Below are 15,966 nucleotides of genomic sequence, written 5' to 3'. Positions count from 1 at the left end.
GTTGCCCGATTCTGGTGCGGGTGGTGATCGGGTTTACTACTCCCCGTCCGTCGTCGTGCCGTTCGCGGCGGACCACTGGATGTAGCCGTACTGGAAGTGGTTGCGGCGACCGCCCGGGACCGCGAACTCGCCGGTCTTCGGGTAGCCCAGGTACGAACGTTCCCACGAGCGCGGATCAGCGTTCGCGGATCGGCCCGTACACGTCGTGCGATCCGGTTTCCGGGCTCCAGTAGGTCGATGCCGGGAAGCCGGCGGTCACCCGAATCACCCGACGAAGTGGTTGTACCGGCCGGCACCGTCCGGTGTGGACAGTTCTTCGGTGGTCGGCGGGCCGAACTTGCCGTGCGCGCCGAGTTGCAGGTACTTCGCGAGGTTTCCGCCGCCGATGTCGCTGCCGAACGGCGGGCTTTCCGGTGCCCGCACCAGATTCCCCGACGCGTCGAAGCGCAGCGTCCAGATCTTCTTCGTGGTGTAGTCGCCGAAGAGGTGATCAACGGCGCCACCAGAAGGCCTTGGTGGTGGCGAGGAACTCGCGCCGGGCACCGCGGGCGGACACCCGGCGCAGGCCGTCGGCAGCCGCGTCGTGGCCGACGCCGTGGGCATCGATGCCTGCGCGCCGGCACAGCGCCACGGCGCGGCGGAGGTGGAACCGCGTGGTCACAACGGTGATCTTGCGCAGCCCGAAGTCCTCGGAGGCACGCCGGCACGAGGACCAAGTGTCCACACCGGACTCGTCCAGGACCACCGAGGACGCGGGAATCCCGTGGGACACCAAGTAATGCCGCATCACGGCGGGCTCGCTGTGCCCGCGGGATTCCGGGCTGCCGCTGACGATGATCCGCCGGACCTTGCCCGCCTCGAACAACGCGCGCGCCACGTCCAACCGGCCCTGCAGGATCCGGCTCGGCAGGCCGTCCCAGCGCACCCCCGCGCCGAGCACGAGCGCGAACTCGGTTGCGCGCACGTCGCGAACGGCCTTGATGCGCCCGGCGCTGCGCACCCACGACCAACCGGATGGCAGCCCCACGGCCGCTCCGAGCCCGACCAGCCCCACCCACAGTCCGCGCACCGGCCAAGTGTGCCATCCCCGGTGACCGGCTTCGGCCGGTTATCGCATCCCGACCGGCTGACAGGGGCACCCCGGCTCCGAGGAACCGGGTGCCCCCGCACCGGAGACCGGTGCTGCGGGCGGAATGCGCGGCGCGGCAACGAGAACCCGCAGGACGTCCGGCCGGCGGCGCCTCCGGCCGGGTTGAACACCGTGTTGCGGTCTTCGACGACGAACGACTTCGCCGTCTCCGCCGGAGCGTCCTCCTTGGACACGTACGGCAGCACCCGGTAGTCGGCGCGCAGTCCGGTCCCGCTGAACTTGGTGCGCACGTAGACCCGCCGGTCGGCGTAGAACTTCACGTGCGGGTTCTCCTTGAGCACGTCGTCGTTGCCGGTGTCGTTGCCGTCCCCGCCGCTGGTGACGGAGGTGGTGACGGACTCGGTGCCGACGGCCCGCGACTCGGGATCGTCGTACGTCCGCTCGATCTCGGCCGCCCAGCGGAGCCTCCGGCGCGGTTCGCCCACCGGTGGCGTGCTACTCGGCGTCGAGGACGCGGCGGGTCGCCGCGATCACCTTGGTCAGCGTCTCGTTCAGTTGCTCCAGTTCGGAGACCTGCATGTCGAGGAGTTCGACGACGCGGTACGGGATCTTCTCGGCCTCGGCGCGCAGCTCCCGGCCCTTGTCCGTCAGCCCGACGGCGAGCAGCCGCTCGTCCTCGGTGCTGCGGCGCCGTTCAAGGTAGCCGATCGATTCGAGGCGCTTGAGCAGCGGCGACAAGGTGGCCGGATCGGCCTGGAGGGTGCCGCAGAGGTCCTTCGCCGATCGCGGCGACTGCTCCCAGAGCGCGAGCATCACGAGGTACTGCGGGTGCGTCAGGTTGAGCGGCGTCAGCAGCGGCCGGTAGACGGAGATGACGTTGCGCGAGGCGACGGAGAGCGCGAAGCACACCTGGCGATCGAGGGCGAGCGGGTCCTCGCCGAGGTCGATCTGGTTCATCGCGGGAGTTCCTTCCGGCCGGGTGCCGACGGTCATACTAATCATTAGCGTACTAATGATTAGTATATCGGTGTTCTCGGACGCCTTCGGCGAAGGAGGGGACGTGGTCGCTGACCGACGAATCCGGCCCAACCCGGTGCAGTGGATCTGGTACGCCTTCGGCGGGCGGTTGCCGGAGCGCTGCCGCGAATGGGTGCTGCACGACATCACCTGCCGCACCTGGGTGCTGCGACACCTCGCACGCAGCCTGGTCCAGATCTCCCCGGGGCTGCTCTTCCTGCTGCTGCCGGGGCCGTTCTGGATCCGGGCGATGTCTGTGCTGGGCGGGGTGATCCTGGCGGTCTGGTACTCGATGTCGTACCTGGAGCACACCAGCGAGTACCGGCTCGTCAAGCACGGCTACCCGTTGGGTACGGGCAAGGAGGTGCGCGAGCAGGCGAGGGCCGCCGTTCGCGCCCAGCGGGCGCAGCGGTACGCCGAGCTCTACCGCCATCAGCCGGAGCAGTGACCTCGGCGCGGCGCTACTTCGGGCGCCAACCGGCTCGGGTCGGCGGGCCGGGCGGGCCGGGCGGGCGCGCGGGTCGGGGGCGGCGCTCCCAGGGGCGGTTCGCGGGCTTCGAGAGGGCGGGCATGCCAGGCAACCTAGGGCACCGAGCGGGGCGGATGTGAACCACTTCGTGGCATTGGTGACATTTCCCGCATGCCGATCTACCAGCGAAGATCACGCAGCGCAGATCATCGGTGACAACTTCCCAGGTGACAGCGCCCACAAGCCGCTCCGCTACGATCTGTAATCGCCGCAATCGGCATCGTGAGGAGTCATCATGACTGCTGTGCCCAAGACGCCCCACCACTTGCTGACGGTCGCGGAGTACGCCGAGCTTGGCGAGGACGATCGCCACCGCTACGAACTCCAAGAGGGAAGCCTGGTCGTGTCACCGAGCCCGTCGCCCGATCATGGTGCCGCGTTGTTGGCGCTCGCCACGCAGATCGCTCCGCAGTTGCCGCGTCATCTGGAGCAGCTCCTGGAACTCGACGTCGATCTGGCGCTCGTGCCGGCCGATCGGCCTGGCTTCGTGCGGCGTCCAGATCTGATCGTTGTTGATCGGAAGGCCCGGCAGCGGGTTCGACAGGACGGTGGGTTGCTGCGGGCGAGCGAGGTGGTGGTCGTCGTCGAGGTCGTCTCGCCTGGTTCGCGCCGGATTGACCACGTGATCAAGCGCGACGAGTACGCCGACGCGGGAATTCCGCACTACTGGATCGTCGACCTCGATGAGCCGGTGTCGTTGCTCGCCTGCCACCTCGCCGAACCGTTCGGCTACCAAGATCCGGGGGACGTTGCGGGCGAGTTCGTCACAGAGGTGCCGTTCCCGGTCCGGCTTCGGCTGGACGAGCTGGTGGAATGAGCGGGAGCATGCGCTCGCCGGTGCTCCGACATCCCGTGGTGCGGGTAGTTGTTGAGCGTTGGCACTCTCATCGGTAGAGTGCTAGCAGAACGGCACCGCAGCGCCCCGGCACCCGCGACGACGGGGAGCCACGGAGCCGTCTTAACCCAGACAACGCTTCGAAGGCCCCAGAAGGTGGAGGTCACACCGTGGCGAGCATTAAGCCGCTTGAGGACAAGATCGTGGTCCAGGCGAGCGAGGCCGAGACGACGACTGCGTCCGGCATCGTGATCCCGGACACCGCCAAGGAAAAGCCCCAGGAGGGCAAGGTTCTGGCTGTCGGCCCGGGTCGCGTCGACGACAAGGGAAACCGTATCCCGGTAGATGTCAAGGAAGGCGACGTCGTCATCTACTCGAAGTACGGCGGCACCGAGGTCAAGTACAACGGCGAGGAGTACCTGATCCTCTCCGCCCGCGACGTGCTGGCTGTCGTCAACTGACGCTTCCGCACCAAGCGAGCAATGCCGCCCCGGCGGTCCCGGCCGCGGGACCGCCGGGGCGGTCGCACGTCCGGGGCAGCGGGACTTGTCGATGGAACAAGTACGGCCTCAATAGATCAGGTACCCATGAAGGGCTGTTGGAACCATGGCTAAGCAGATCACCTTCGACGAGCAGGCGCGCCGCGCGCTGGAGCGCGGTGTCAACCAGCTCGCCGACGCGGTGAAGGTCACCCTCGGGCCGCGCGGTCGGCACGTCGTGCTGGACAAGCAGTTCGGCGGGCCGCAGATCACCAACGACGGCGTGACCATTGCCCGCGAGATCGAGCTGAGCGACCCGTTCGAGAACCTGGGCGCCCAGCTCGCCAAGAACGTCGCGACGAAGACCAACGACGTCGCCGGCGACGGCACCACCACCGCCACCGTGCTCGCCCAGGCGCTGGTCCGCGAGGGCCTGCGCAACCTGGCCGCGGGCGCCAACCCGGCGGCGCTGAACAAGGGCGTCCAGGCGGCCACCGACGCCGTCGTCGAGGCGCTCAAGGCCAAGGCCACCCCGGTCAAGGGCCGCGACAACATCGCCCAGATTGCCACCGTCTCCTCCCGCGACGAGACCATCGGCGCGCTGATCGGCGAGGCGATGGAGAAGGTCGGCGAGGACGGCGTGATCAGCATCGAGGAGTCCTCGACGCTGGCCACCGAGCTGGAGATCACCGAGGGCGTCCAGTTCGACAAGGGCTTCATCTCCCCGCACTTCGTCACCGACGCGGAGCGGCAGGAGGCGGTGCTGGAGGACGCGCAGATCCTGGTGCACCGGGAGAAGATCTCCAGCCTGCAGGACCTGCTGCCGCTGCTGGAGAAGATCGCGCAGGGCGGCAAGCCGCTGCTGATCATCGCCGAGGACGTCGAGGGCGAGGCGCTGTCCACCCTGGCCGTCAACGCGCTCCGCAAGACGCTGAAGGTCGTCGCGGTCAAGGCACCGTTCTTCGGCGACCGCCGCAAGGCGTTCCTGGACGACCTCGCGGTCGCCACCGGCGCCCAGGTCATCGCGCCGGAGGTCGGGCTCAAGCTGTCTGAGGCCGGCCCCGAGGTCCTCGGTTCGGCCCGCCGGGTCACCGTGACCAAGGACACCACGACCATTGTGGACGGCCGTGGCAAGGCCGAGGACGTCAAGGAGCGGGCCGACCAGATCCGCAAGGAGATCGAGGCCACCGACTCCGACTGGGACCGCGAGAAGCTGCAGGAGCGGCTGGCCAAGCTGGCCGGCGGCGTCGCGGTGATCAAGGTCGGTGCGGCCACCGAGACGGAGCTCAAGGAGCGCAAGTCGCGCATCGAGGACGCCGTCGCCGCAGCCAAGGCAGCGGCGGAGGAGGGCAGCGTCCCCGGCGGTGGGTCCAGCCTGATCCACGCCGCCAAGGTGCTGGCCGACGACCTCGGGCTCACCGGTGACGAGGCCACCGGCGTGCAGCTGGTGCGCCGCGCGCTCGACGCCCCGCTGTTCTGGATCGCCCACAACGCGGGCCAGGAAGGCGCCGTCGTGGTCTCCAAGGTCCGCGACCTCGACTGGGGCGCCGGCTACAACGCGGCGACCGATGAGTACGGCGACCTGGTCCAGTCCGGCATCGTCGACCCGCTGAAGGTGACCCGCTCCGCAGTCGCCAACGCGGCCTCCATCGCCCGCATGGTGATCACCACCGAGAGCGCGGTCGTGGAGAAGCCGGAGGAGAAGCCGGAAGCCGCCGGGCACGGACACGGGCACGGACACTGAGCCCGGGCTCGTGACCGCGTAGCCGGACCGGCACGCGCGAAAGATCGGGGCGGCACCCACATCCTGGGTGCCGCCCCGATCTCTTTCTCACCCTGCCCGGAGTCGAATGACGCCCCTCGTGGTCATTCGACTCCGGTGGCCGTTCGCGGTCCTCGCCGCGGCGGCCGGCACAAGCGCATCAGCTGGCTGCGACCGCCAGCTGCTGGCGCTTGCGTGCCTTGATGATCACTTCTCGCTCCGATTCCGACAGTCCGCCCCAGATGCCGTACGGCTCCTGCACGGCAAGTGCATGGGTCCGGCACTGCGCGATCACCGGGCAGTGTTGGCACACCTCTTTCGCCTTCGCCTCGCGCCGGGCTCGCGCCGGGCCACGCTCGCCGTCCGGATGAAAGAAGTACGCGCTGTCCATGCCTCGACAGGAGCCCCGTATCTGCCAATCCCAGATATCGGCGTTCGGTCCTGGAAGACGTCGAGTGTCTGCCATTGCGCAAACCACCTCCTAGCGGTGGGTCCCCTCCCCGCTGCGGCGGCGCCGCAGCCTCGCATGATCCGACCGTAGAACCGCGCCAAAACTTGTTCAACCCTTATCGCGCCAAAAGCTGTTCATCATTGGAGTGATCTTTGGGTGACGAAGATCGACGCCCAGCAGGCTTGCCCTCCACGAGCCAGAACCGGAACATGTCCCGCGTGACGACGCGGCCGGAACCTGTGCAGGGACAGGACACCTCCAATCCGAGCGACGATCCGGGGCCGGTCGAGGGTCCCGACGACGCTGCGTCGGACGACCAGCCGCGCCTCAGCGTCGCTGCGGTGGCCCGCCGGCTTGGTGTGGCTCCCGCCACGCTGCGCACCTGGGATCGCCGGTACGGGCTCGGCCCCAGCGATCACACCAGTGGTCGGCACCGTCGGTACGGCCCGGACGACATCGCGCGCCTGGAGCAGATGCAACGAGCTCTGCTGCGAGGCGCCTCGCCCATGGAGGCGGCCCGCTACGCGCGCACCGTCGCCGCACCGCTGCCGCAGCGATACCCCGATGCGGCCGAGCAGCAAACGCAGTCCGGCGAATCCGGCGACGGACCGATGATGTTGTCCGGTGTGCTCGACGGCGCGGGCGACATCAAGTTGGCCGGCGGATCCAACACTGGCGGGCGCGGGCTGAAGCTCACCGGAGCCGGGTCGCGCACCCGCGGCCTGGGGCGCGCGGCGCTCGCGCTGGACTCCTGGTCCGTGCAGCGGTTACTGATCGAGTCGATGGACAGTGACGGGGTCGTGGAGACCTGGCAGGGCATGCTGCAGCCGGTGCTGCGCGCGGTCAGCGAACGTCGGCAGCGGTCCGGCTCCGGCATCGAGGTCCTGCAGCTGCTGGTCGACTGCGCGTCAACCGCGCTGCGGTCGGTGATCGCGAACGCGCCGGCGCCGGTCAACCCGCGCCCGGTGGTGCTCGCGCCGGTGCCCGGCGAAGCGCAGGAGCTCGAACTCGTGGCGCTCGCCGCGGCGCTCGCGGCCAACCGCGTCGGCCACCGGCTGTTCGGTGCCGCGCTGCCGAGGGAGGGGCTGGCCGCGGCGGTGCGCCGCTCCGCGCCGGCTGCCGTGGTGCTCTGGGCGGACCAGTCGTACTACGCCTCGCCGCGCGTCCTGGACGACATCCCGATCACCCGGCAGCGCGCCCGCGCCTTCGTGGCCGGCGGCGGTTGGGCGCAGCAGGCGCTGCCCGCGCACGTGGAGCTCCTCGATTCGCTCGATGCCGCTGTGGCGCGTGTTTCGGAGACCGTTCTGAGCTGAATCGGGCACGATTGTGTCATAAGTCACACTGCGCTATACGAGTGGGGCGACACTGTTCGTGCGGACGGGCGAAACGGCGGTCACGACTGGGTGCAATCGGGTGAATACTGCAGGTACAGGGCGTGGCTGGCGGCCTCCCGGGCGGTGAACCACCCGGTCTTGGCGGCTTGCTCCGTTCCGGTGAAACCGCCTCCGACGTGGGGGACGCAAAATTTCTTGACGGATTAAGCACCGGATCGTGTCAAGGTTTTGGCCCCTGCGTCCGATAGGGGAGGTGGAACGTCACTCGCCTGCAGGAAAGGAGTTCCCGTGACGACGGTCCTGATCTGCGATGACCGACGTAGCGTCCGGGAAGGGCTCACTCGTGTGATGTCTGCTGTCCCCGGAGTGAGTCGAATCGATTGCGTTGCGCATGGTGACGAGCTGTTGGCCCGCTTCTCGCGGCAGGCCGTCGACGTCGTGCTGGTGGGCACCCAGCGTGCGGTGCCCAACGGCGTCGAGGCCACCCGTCGGCTCGTCTCTGCGCATCCGCAAGCGAACGTGATCGTGTTCGGTGCGCCGGACGACGCGGCGAGCATCGCCGCCGCGATCGCCGGTGGAGCCCGTGGCTACCTCCGCTGGGATGCTTCCCGGCCGGAGCTGGTCGCGGCGCTGGCGCACACGTTGGCGAGCACTTCGGTGCCCGCACCCCGACAGCCGTCCGACCCCGGTGTGCAGCTGACGGAGCGCGAGCTCCAAGTGCTGCGGGGCATGAGCCAGGGCAAGAGCAACGGCCAGATCGGCCGGGAGCTCTACCTCTCGGAAGACACGGTCAAGACCCACGCGCGCCGGCTGTTCCGGAAGCTCGGCGTGCGAGACCGTGCGCAAGCGGTGGCGCACGGTTTCCGCCGCGGCCTCGTCGCGTGATCGCCGCGCGCGGTGATCACCGCGCGGCTGCCGATCGGAGCGCACCGGCAGGACGATCCCGAGCTGCCGGTGCTCGGCGAGGGCGTTGGCTTGGAGCGAGCTGACGTTACGAGTGCGGCTGTAGTTCGCGTCACTTCGGCGCGGCCCGGATTCCGGGCCGAGGTCGCCGGCGCGGCGCGAACCACAGTCCGCCCGATCGGACATGGCGGGATGAAACCGGCGTTTGCGGCAAATGGCGAAGATGCCCCGAAATCGTCGTAGTCGCCCGGTCGTACTACCCCTGTGAAGATCGTCTCAGATCTTCGCTTGTGGTCCACCTCGATCCCGGTGGCCTGGTCAAACGCCGCCGGGCACGGCGTCTGGTATCTCTGAATGTGTGACGACGACGGCCCCCTCCCCCCACTCCCTGTTCAACGATCGTTCCTTGCCCGGTACGGTGAGCTCGGCGCGGCGTGCGAGGCACGCGATTTCCGCCGGACGAATCCGAATCGCTTGAACGCGTAACACCAGGGCTGCTGTCTGCGATGACCAACGTGGGGGACGGGCTGGACGCTCTAGTAGGCGCCGCCGTCGACGGCGATCGTCAGTCGATCGAGCGCTTGCTGGCCGAAATCCGTCCTTTGGTGGTGCGGTACTGCCGCGCCAGAGTCGGACGAAACGAGAGGTCGTTCGCTTCGGCGGATGACGTGGCCCAGGAAGTGTGCCTCGCGGTGCTGACCGCGCTGCCCACCTACAAGGACCAGGGTCGTCCATTCTTGGCGTTCGTGTACGGCATCGCCGCACACAAGGTGGCTGATGCCCATCGTGCGTCGGCACGCAACCGCTCCGAACCGGTCGCAGACGTTCCGGACACTCCGGAATCCCAGGCCGGACCGGAGCAGCGGGCCATGCAGGGTGAGCTTTCGGGCAGGATGGCGCAACTGCTTCGCGTCCTCCCGGCCAAGCAGCGGGAGATTCTGTTGCTCCGGGTGGTCGTCGGGTTGTCGGCGGAGGAAACCGCCGAGGCGGTCGGTTCTACGCCGGGCGCGGTACGCGTGGCTCAACACCGCGCGTTGGCCCGGCTGCGAAAGACGCTGTCCGCGGAGGAGGTGGTCTGAATGGCTGAGCGGAAGGGGCCCGAGGGGGAGCAGGCGGGACGCGACCCTGTCGAGTCCGGTCGGCACGAGGACCGTTCGCGCGGTGCAGACGAGCGGGACCTGACGCCCGCTGAGGGGTGCGCAGACGAGGGAACGGAACTGATCGACAACCATCGGGATTCCGACTCGGCCGAGTCCGAAACCACCGAATGCGACACCGCGTCCGCCGAGACGGGCGGTGCTGACGTGCTCGACTTCCGGCCGCGACCGGCCGACGGGAGCGACGAGCTTGTCGACTTCGACGACTTCGGCGAAGAACCGATCGACCTGAGCGCGCTGCAAGCCGACGACGCGCTGCTGGACGTGCTCGGCGGAACCAACCCCGACGTGGCCGCGCAGGCCGACGAGCGCCCCAGCCTGGAGGCGCTGCTGGTCGCGTGGCGGCAGGACATCGACGCCGCGCCGATCGGCGATCTCGTCAACGTGGAGACCGCAGCCTCGGCGATCGCGGCGGGCAACCGCCCGCGCCGCTGGCTCAAGCGCCGGCACCTGGTGCCGGTCGCCACCGCCGCCGCGGTCCTGATGATCACGTTCACCGGTGTTGGCGTGGCCGCTCGCGACGCGCAGCCCGGCGACATGCTGTGGGGCGTCGCCCAGGTCCTCTACACCGACCACACCCGCGCGGTCGTGGCCGCGAGCTCGGCTCGCGAGGAGCTGAACACCGCGGAGGGTGCGATCGAGCAGGGCAACCGCATCGCTGCCGAGGCCGCGCTGCGGTCCGCGCAGGAGCAGATGCGGGGCGTCGACGACGAGCACGGCCTGTCCGACCTGCGCGCCGCGCACGCTTCGTTGACCGCGCGGATGGACCACGAGCACGAGCAGACCTCGCAGCAGCCGACGTCCGAGACGCCGCCGACGCCGAGCACTTCGCCGTCGCCGTCGCAGCCGCTGCCCCCGCCGGTGCCTCCGACGGACAGCTCGTCGCAACCGCCGTCGTCGTCCACGCCGCCGGTGTCGAGCACATCGCCGAGCGCGACCAGCGGCAGCTCGGAACAGCCGTCCAGCGGCTGGGGCTCCGATCTCTTCCCCCAGAAGAGCAGCAGCAATCCGTGACGGAATGATTGCCCAGTACTCCTGAAACAGAAGAGGGGCTCCCGGTGGGGAGCCTCTCTTCTTCGTTCGTGTGCGGTGGAAATCTTCAGTGGGTGGTTTCGCTTTCCGTCACGCCGTCCGCGTAGCCGCGGCAGTACTCCCAGGTGACGTAGGCGCTGGGGTTCGGGTCGAACGCCGGCTCGTGCGGGCGCATCTGGCCGTCGTGCAGTAGCTGCTCCAGGCTGGCGCGCAGCAACTCCCAGTCGTGGTAATGGCATTCGCCGCAGTCCGCGCAGTCCACCACGATGCCGCGGAGCCCGCGGGGCTCCAGCAGTGCCTGGTAGACGGCGAGATCGGTCAGGTCGGCGAGCAATTCGGCCCGCTCCTCGTCGCCGAGCGGCGGTCCGTCGTCGGCGTCGTGATCGCCGAGTGCCATGCTCGGATCTTCCGGGTCACCCGCGAACGGGTCTGGTGGCATCGGATCGTGCGGCACGGCCCGCACGCTACCGGCTGCGTCGACCGCGTGGGGTTGTCGGGGCGGTTTTCGGTGCCCGCCGTGGCGTGGCCCACGTCTGCGCAGACGGGCAAACGGGCCCTGACCTGTCGTCTCTATCTCGTCTCTATCATTGAGGGAATCCCCGCCGCCGATGCCACGTTGCACGACGTAATCGCCGAGGACATCCAATCCGCATCCGCAGGTTTGTGGACCACAGCGTGAAGGAAGGCACATCCCTCGCCATGACCAGCGAACTCTCCGCACCCGGCCTCCCCTCGAAGTTCGCAACACTGGGTCTGACCTTCGATGACGTCCTGCTGCTGCCCGACGAATCCGACGTGATCCCCAGCGGCGTCGACACGTCCACCCAACTGTCCCGCAACATCCGGCTGCGGGTGCCGCTGCTGTCGGCCGCGATGGACACGGTCACCGAGGCCCGGATGGCGATCGCCATGGCCCGGCAGGGCGGGGTCGGCATCCTGCAGCGCAACCTGTCCGTCGAGGAGCAAGCCGCCCAGGTCGAGGTGGTCAAGCGCTCCGAGGCCGGCATGGTCACAGACCCCGTCACGTGCTCGCCGGACGACACCCTCGCCGAGGTGGATGCGCTGTGCGCCCGCTTCCGCATCTCCGGTGTCCCGGTGACCGACCCGGACGGCACTCTCGTCGGCATCATCACCAACCGCGACATGCGGTTCGAGGTGGACTACACCCGCCGGGTGCGCGAGGTGATGACCGCCACACCGCTGATCACCGCGCAGGTCGGCGTCACTGCGGAGGCCGCGCTCGGGCTGCTGCGGCGGAACAAGATCGAGAAGCTGCCGATCGTCGACAACGCCGGCAAGCTGCGCGGGCTGATTACCGTCAAGGACTTCGTCAAGACCGAGCAGTACCCCAGCGCCACCAAGGACCCGGACGGCCGGCTGCTGTGCGGTGCCGCGGTCGGCGTCGGCGCGGACTCGCACGAGCGCGCGATGGCGCTGGTGGACGCGGGTATCGACGTGCTGATCGTGGACACCGCGCACGGGCACTCGCGCGCCGTGCTGGACACCGTCGCGACGCTGAAGAAGGAACTCGGCAACTCCGTCGACGTCATCGGCGGCAACGTGGCGACCCGGGCGGGCGCGCAGGCGCTGGTCGACGCCGGGGCGGACGCGGTGAAGGTCGGAGTCGGGCCGGGCTCGATCTGCACCACTCGCGTCGTCGCCGGGGTCGGCGTGCCGCAGATCAGCGCCATCTACGAGGCGAGCATGGCGTGCCGCCCGGCGGGCGTGCCGCTGATCGGCGACGGCGGCATCCAGTACTCCGGCGACATCCCGAAGGCCATCGCGGCCGGTGCGAGCAGCGTCATGCTGGGCAGCCTGCTGGCCGGTACCGCCGAGTCGCCGGGCCAGCTGGTGCTGGTCAACGGCAAGCAGTTCAAGGTGTACCGGGGCATGGGTTCGCTGGGCGCCATGCAGTCGCGGGGCCAGGCGAAGTCGTACTCCAAGGACCGGTACTTCCAGGACGACGTGCTGTCCGAGGACAAGCTGGTGCCGGAGGGCATCGAGGGACGGGTGCCGTTCCGCGGGCCGCTGGCGCAGGTCGTGGACCAGCTGATCGGCGGTCTGCGCTCAGGCATGGGCTACACGGGTTCCAGCACCATCCCGGAGCTACAGGACGCGAAGCTGGTGCGGATCACGGCGGCCGGGCTCAAGGAGAGCCACCCGCACGACATCACGATGACCGTCGAGGCACCGAACTACACCACCCGCTGAGCACCACCGACCCGGCCGCCGTCTCCCCGCGAGGCGGCGGCCGGGTCGTCTTCGGCGCGGGATGGCGGGGTGAACGGACCGTTTGCCTCGTTTGTGAGGGGGCGAACAGGCCGTTCGCTCCACCTCACCGGCGGCAGCGCGAGACGGCGGCAGCGCGAGACGGCGGCAGCGCGAGCTTAGGTGCCCCAGTTGTACGTCGCCCGGATGCCGCAGCGAGAATGTTCCGTTGGACAGCGGTGCTGCGAGGAGGGACTGACGTGCGGGATCAGGTTGAGATCGGCATGGGCCGGACGGCCATGCGCGGCTACGACTTGGACGACGTGGAGATCGTGCCGTCCCGGCGGACCCGGTCGTCGAAGGACGTTTCGTTGTCCTGGCAGATCGACGCCTACCGCTTCGACATCCCGCTGGTCACGCACCCGACGGATGCGATCGTCTCGCCGGCCACCGCGGTGCGCATCGGCGAGCTCGGCGGTCTGGGCGTGCTGAACGCCGAGGGGCTGTGGGCGCGGCACGAGAACGTCGAGGAGAAGCTGTTCGAGGTGGTCCGCGCCGCCGAGGAGAACAGCGACCCGGAGGCCGCGATCCGGCTGCTGCAGCAGCTGCACGCCGCGCCGATCCGGGCGGACCTGCTGGCCACCGCGCTGAAGCAGATCAAGGACTCCGGTGTCACCGTGGCGGCGCGGGTCAGCCCGCAGCACGCCGAGGAGCTGACCCCGGACCTGCTCGCGGCCGGCGTCGAGCTGCTGGTCGTGCAGGGCACCATCATCTCCGCCGAGCACGTGGCCCGGGACGGCGAGCCGCTGAACCTCAAACGGTTCATCGCCGAGCTTGACGTGCCGGTGATCGCCGGTGGGGTCGGCGACTACCGCACCGCGATGCACCTGATGCGCACCGGCGCGGCCGGGGTGATCGTCGGCTTCGGGCAGTCCCGCGCGGCTACCACCACGCAGGTGCTGGGCATCGGGGTGCCGATGGCGACCGCGATCGCCGATGCCGCCGCGGCCCGCCGCGACTACCTGGACGAGACCGGCGGGCGCTACGTGCACGTGATCGCCGACGGTGCCCTCTCGTACTCGGGGGACATCGCGAAGGCGATCGCCTGCGGTGCCGACGCCGTGATGCTCGGTGAGGCGTTGACCGAGTCGGCCGAGACGCCGGCGCAGGGCTACTACTGGACGTCCGCCGCCGCGCACCCGAGCCTGCCGCGCAGCGAGATCGTCGGCTTCGCCGGTTCCGGGGCGGACCTGGAGCAGCTGCTGTTCGGCCCGAGCAGCGACCCGTACGGCACGCTGAACCTCTTCGGCGGCCTGCGCCGCGCGATGGCCAAGACGGGTTACCGGGACCTCAAGGAGTTCCAGAAGGTCGGCATGATGCTCCGCGGTTGACCCGGTATTCGGGCGCGTAGCGCGGGTCCGGTGCTGAGCGGTTGGAGCGAACGGACCGTTCGTGTCGTCTATCGAGGCGTTCAGGCCGTTCGCTGCACTCCGGTTTGCGGGCGTCGGCGCAGGTTTTCGGGGCGTCAGCGGAGCTGGCGGTATAAGGCGCGGAGGTCTTCGGTCAGGTGGTCGGGGGCTTGGAGGGCCGGGAAGTGGCCGCCTTCGTCGAACTCCGACCAGTGCACGACGTTGTTCTCCCGCTGCGCGAACCGGCGCTGGTACCTGCTGGCCTGGGACGTCGAGCGCGCCGACTGGCGGACGTTCCGGGCCGACCGGATCGAGCCCAAGATCCCGGCCGGCCGGCGCTTCGCGCCGCGCGAGTTGCCCGGCGGTGACGTCGTCGCCTACCTCGGCGAACGGCTGCAGGTCGCGCTCTGGCAGTACCAGGCGACACTGCTGATGCCGCGGTCCGCGACGCGCCTCGCCGAGCTGATCACGCCGAGCTGGGCGCTGATCGAGCCGGTGGACGAGCACTCCTGCACGCTGACCATGGGCGCCGACTCGATGCACCTGCTGGCGGTCTTCGCCGGGATGCTCGACGTGGACTTCGAGGTCGTCGGCCCGCCCGAACTCCGCGACCGCCTGGGCAAGCTCGGCGAGCGGGACCTGCGCGCCGCCGATCGGGCGTGACACCGCCCGTTCGGAGTGCCCGGCTGGCGATTTCGCGCGAAATCGCCGATTTCGGAGCGCCCGGCTGGCGATTTCGCGCGAAATCGCCGATCTCCGGTGAGGTGCCCACTCCGCGTGAGCCCGGCTCCGGCGGCGGGCACCGGCAGGGTTCCGCCTTCTGTGCAAAACGGGTTCGGAAAGGGTCTCGGGCACTAACTACTGGCGAGTAGTTACGTCTAACCGGTCGCGCATGGCTGGACGTGACGAGAGCGATACCGATTTCGACGTGGTTGTCATCGATTCCGGGTTCGGCGGCAGCGTCGCCGCGCTGCGCCTGACCGAGAAGCGCTACCGCGTCGCGGTGCTCGAAGCAGGACGCCGGTTCACCGACGACGAGCTGCCCAGGACCTCCCAGGACCTCCTGGGACCTTCGGAAGTTCCTCTGGGCGCCGCAACTCGGCTGCTATGGCATCCAGCGCATCCACCTGCTACGCAACGTGCAGATCCTGGCCGGCGCGGGCGTCGGCGGCGGGTCGCTGAACTACGCCAACACGCTCTACCGACCGCTCAAGCCGTTCTACAACGACCCAGCGGCGCTTCGGCAAGTGCCTGCTGACCTCGGAGCAGGGGCACGGCGCGTCCACCCCGACGTTCATCCCGGCCGGCGAGCAGGCCAACGAGCTGGTCGCCGAGCAGATCGGCGGAATCGCGGGCGGCACCTGGGGCGGCACCGGAGGGCTTCGACCCTGTTCGACATCCCGATGACCGCGCACTTCCTCGGCGGCTGCGCGATCGGCGAGGACGCCGAGCACGGCGTGATCGACCCGTACCACCGGGTGCACGGGTACCCAACGATTTCCATAGTGGACGGTTCGGCGGTCAGTGCGAACCTCGGCGTGAACCCGTCGCTGACGATCACCGCGCAGGCGGAGCGGGCGTTCTCGATGTGGCCGAACAAGGGCGAGCAGGATTCTCGGCCCGCTCAGGAATCCGGCTACCGCCAGACGGATCCGGTCGCCCCGAAGTCCCCGGCGGTCCCGGCCACCGCGCCCGCGGCGCTCCGCCTGCCCGTCGTGTGACGCAGCCGAAGCACGTAGAGGAATCTGGCCATCGCCAGC

At 69.3% G+C, this 15,966-nt stretch carries 18 protein-coding genes and 2 pseudogenes; 12 read left to right on the top strand and 8 right to left on the bottom strand.

From position 1 onward, the window contains the following. Positions 1 to 36: 36 nt before the first annotated feature. From FDZ84_RS40590 to FDZ84_RS08515, 6 genes and pseudogenes are all read right to left on the bottom strand, one after another. Positions 37 to 150 (bottom strand): hypothetical protein, encoded by a 114-nt coding sequence (locus tag FDZ84_RS40590; protein ID WP_371812879.1) that lies wholly within the window; start codon positions 148 to 150, stop codon positions 37 to 39. A gap of 25 nt (positions 151 to 175) precedes the next feature. Then, complete coding sequence (locus FDZ84_RS40585; protein ID WP_371812878.1) at positions 176 to 259, bottom strand: hypothetical protein; 84 nt, start codon at positions 257 to 259, stop codon at positions 176 to 178. Between the two features lie 5 nt (positions 260 to 264). Continuing rightward, on the bottom strand, positions 265 to 543 hold the full coding sequence (locus tag FDZ84_RS40580; protein WP_371812814.1) for a hypothetical protein: 279 nt from the start codon (positions 541 to 543) through the stop codon (positions 265 to 267). Further along, on the bottom strand, positions 491 to 1,027 hold the full coding sequence (locus FDZ84_RS08520) for a vancomycin high temperature exclusion protein (RefSeq protein ID WP_246868890.1): 537 nt from the start codon (positions 1,025 to 1,027) through the stop codon (positions 491 to 493). The genes FDZ84_RS40580 and FDZ84_RS08520 overlap by 53 nt, the downstream gene beginning before the upstream one ends. A gap of 323 nt (positions 1,028 to 1,350) precedes the next feature. Further along, positions 1,351 to 1,575: pseudogene (locus FDZ84_RS40575) on the bottom strand (alkaline phosphatase D family protein); the annotation flags it as partial. Between the two features lie 10 nt (positions 1,576 to 1,585). Continuing rightward, the gene (locus FDZ84_RS08515; protein ID WP_168585444.1) at positions 1,586 to 2,047 is read right to left on the bottom strand and encodes a MarR family winged helix-turn-helix transcriptional regulator; all 462 of its coding nucleotides are present in this window, start codon (positions 2,045 to 2,047) and stop codon (positions 1,586 to 1,588) included. A gap of 103 nt (positions 2,048 to 2,150) precedes the next feature. Between FDZ84_RS08515 and FDZ84_RS08510 the strand changes: the two genes are divergently transcribed. The 4 genes from FDZ84_RS08510 (at position 2,151) to groL (ending at position 5,694) form a co-directional block, all read left to right on the top strand. Then, positions 2,151 to 2,555, top strand: coding sequence for a DUF5313 family protein (locus tag FDZ84_RS08510; protein WP_168585443.1), 405 nt, complete (start codon positions 2,151 to 2,153; stop codon positions 2,553 to 2,555). Positions 2,556 to 2,871: 316 nt separating this feature from the next. Then, positions 2,872 to 3,453: a Uma2 family endonuclease gene (locus FDZ84_RS08505; RefSeq protein WP_168585442.1), complete on the top strand. Its 582-nt coding sequence runs from the start codon at positions 2,872 to 2,874 to the stop codon at positions 3,451 to 3,453. 188 nt (positions 3,454 to 3,641) lie between these two features. Then, a complete protein-coding gene (gene groES / locus FDZ84_RS08500; RefSeq protein ID WP_010316109.1) occupies positions 3,642 to 3,932 on the top strand; it encodes a co-chaperone GroES in 291 nt (96 codons plus the stop codon). Between the two features lie 145 nt (positions 3,933 to 4,077). After that, positions 4,078 to 5,694 carry a chaperonin GroEL gene (gene groL, locus FDZ84_RS08495; protein ID WP_168585441.1) on the top strand — a complete coding sequence of 539 codons (1,617 nt, stop codon included), beginning with the start codon at positions 4,078 to 4,080 and terminating at the stop codon, positions 5,692 to 5,694. A gap of 178 nt (positions 5,695 to 5,872) precedes the next feature. Here the strand turns inward: groL and FDZ84_RS08490 are convergent, their stop codons facing one another. After that, positions 5,873 to 6,178, bottom strand: coding sequence for a WhiB family transcriptional regulator (locus FDZ84_RS08490; RefSeq protein ID WP_029536210.1), 306 nt, complete (start codon positions 6,176 to 6,178; stop codon positions 5,873 to 5,875). Positions 6,179 to 6,372: 194 nt separating this feature from the next. On the opposite strand from FDZ84_RS08490, the gene FDZ84_RS08485 reads away from it, so the two are divergent. The 4 genes from FDZ84_RS08485 (at position 6,373) to FDZ84_RS08470 (ending at position 10,571) form a co-directional block, all read left to right on the top strand. Continuing rightward, positions 6,373 to 7,476: a MerR family transcriptional regulator gene (locus FDZ84_RS08485; RefSeq protein WP_246868889.1), complete on the top strand. Its 1,104-nt coding sequence runs from the start codon at positions 6,373 to 6,375 to the stop codon at positions 7,474 to 7,476. 309 nt (positions 7,477 to 7,785) lie between these two features. Then, entirely contained in the window at positions 7,786 to 8,382 is a 597-nt protein-coding gene (locus FDZ84_RS08480) for a response regulator transcription factor (RefSeq protein WP_029536209.1), read from the top strand. A 524-nt stretch (positions 8,383 to 8,906) separates the two neighbouring features. Beyond that, positions 8,907 to 9,479, top strand: a complete 573-nt coding sequence (locus FDZ84_RS08475) for a sigma-70 family RNA polymerase sigma factor (RefSeq protein WP_168585440.1) — start codon at positions 8,907 to 8,909, stop codon at positions 9,477 to 9,479. Then, positions 9,480 to 10,571, top strand: coding sequence for an anti-sigma-D factor RsdA (locus FDZ84_RS08470; RefSeq protein ID WP_168585439.1), 1,092 nt, complete (start codon positions 9,480 to 9,482; stop codon positions 10,569 to 10,571). Between the two features lie 85 nt (positions 10,572 to 10,656). Here FDZ84_RS08470 and FDZ84_RS08465 read toward each other — a convergent pair whose 3' ends face one another. Further along, on the bottom strand, positions 10,657 to 11,028 hold the full coding sequence (locus FDZ84_RS08465; protein ID WP_168589905.1) for a DUF5319 domain-containing protein: 372 nt from the start codon (positions 11,026 to 11,028) through the stop codon (positions 10,657 to 10,659). A gap of 260 nt (positions 11,029 to 11,288) precedes the next feature. Here FDZ84_RS08465 and guaB point away from each other — a divergent pair, with 260 nt between their 5' ends. The 4 genes and pseudogenes from guaB to FDZ84_RS08445 all read left to right on the top strand — a co-directional run bounded on the left by guaB (position 11,289) and on the right by FDZ84_RS08445 (position 15,927). Then, on the top strand, positions 11,289 to 12,800 hold the full coding sequence (gene guaB / locus FDZ84_RS08460; protein WP_168589904.1) for an IMP dehydrogenase: 1,512 nt from the start codon (positions 11,289 to 11,291) through the stop codon (positions 12,798 to 12,800). A gap of 257 nt (positions 12,801 to 13,057) precedes the next feature. Further along, positions 13,058 to 14,188 (top strand): GuaB3 family IMP dehydrogenase-related protein, encoded by a 1,131-nt coding sequence (locus FDZ84_RS08455; RefSeq protein WP_168585438.1) that lies wholly within the window; start codon positions 13,058 to 13,060, stop codon positions 14,186 to 14,188. Between the two features lie 240 nt (positions 14,189 to 14,428). Then, a complete protein-coding gene (locus FDZ84_RS08450) occupies positions 14,429 to 14,869 on the top strand; it encodes a WYL domain-containing protein (protein ID WP_168585437.1) in 441 nt (146 codons plus the stop codon). 229 nt (positions 14,870 to 15,098) lie between these two features. Beyond that, positions 15,099 to 15,927 (top strand): annotated as a pseudogene (locus tag FDZ84_RS08445) (GMC oxidoreductase). Positions 15,928 to 15,966 lie beyond the last annotated feature (39 nt).

It is taken from the genome of Saccharopolyspora sp. ASAGF58, assembly GCF_012277335.1.
GTDB classification, from domain to species: domain Bacteria; phylum Actinomycetota; class Actinomycetes; order Mycobacteriales; family Pseudonocardiaceae; genus Saccharopolyspora; species Saccharopolyspora hattusasensis.
The sequence above is the reverse complement of the archived record's forward strand: the minus strand, read 5'-3'. Positions and strand labels throughout refer to the sequence as shown.

What these genes read in the sequence shown, in the direction of transcription:
- guaB (WP_168589904.1), top strand. Translation starts at nt 11,289, where the DNA reads ATGACCAGCGAACTCTCCGCACCCGGCCTCCCCTCGAAGTTCGCAACA.
- FDZ84_RS08485 (WP_246868889.1), top strand. Translation starts at nt 6,373, where the DNA reads ATGTCCCGCGTGACGACGCGGCCGGAACCTGTGCAGGGACAGGACACC.
- FDZ84_RS08515 (WP_168585444.1), bottom strand. Translation starts at nt 2,047, where the DNA reads ATGAACCAGATCGACCTCGGCGAGGACCCGCTCGCCCTCGATCGCCAG.
- FDZ84_RS08490 (WP_029536210.1), bottom strand. Translation starts at nt 6,178, where the DNA reads ATGGCAGACACTCGACGTCTTCCAGGACCGAACGCCGATATCTGGGAT.
- FDZ84_RS08465 (WP_168589905.1), bottom strand. Translation starts at nt 11,028, where the DNA reads ATGCCACCAGACCCGTTCGCGGGTGACCCGGAAGATCCGAGCATGGCA.
- FDZ84_RS08470 (WP_168585439.1), top strand. Translation starts at nt 9,480, where the DNA reads ATGGCTGAGCGGAAGGGGCCCGAGGGGGAGCAGGCGGGACGCGACCCT.
- groL (WP_168585441.1), top strand. Translation starts at nt 4,078, where the DNA reads ATGGCTAAGCAGATCACCTTCGACGAGCAGGCGCGCCGCGCGCTGGAG.
- FDZ84_RS08505 (WP_168585442.1), top strand. Translation starts at nt 2,872, where the DNA reads ATGACTGCTGTGCCCAAGACGCCCCACCACTTGCTGACGGTCGCGGAG.
- FDZ84_RS08475 (WP_168585440.1), top strand. Translation starts at nt 8,907, where the DNA reads ATGACCAACGTGGGGGACGGGCTGGACGCTCTAGTAGGCGCCGCCGTC.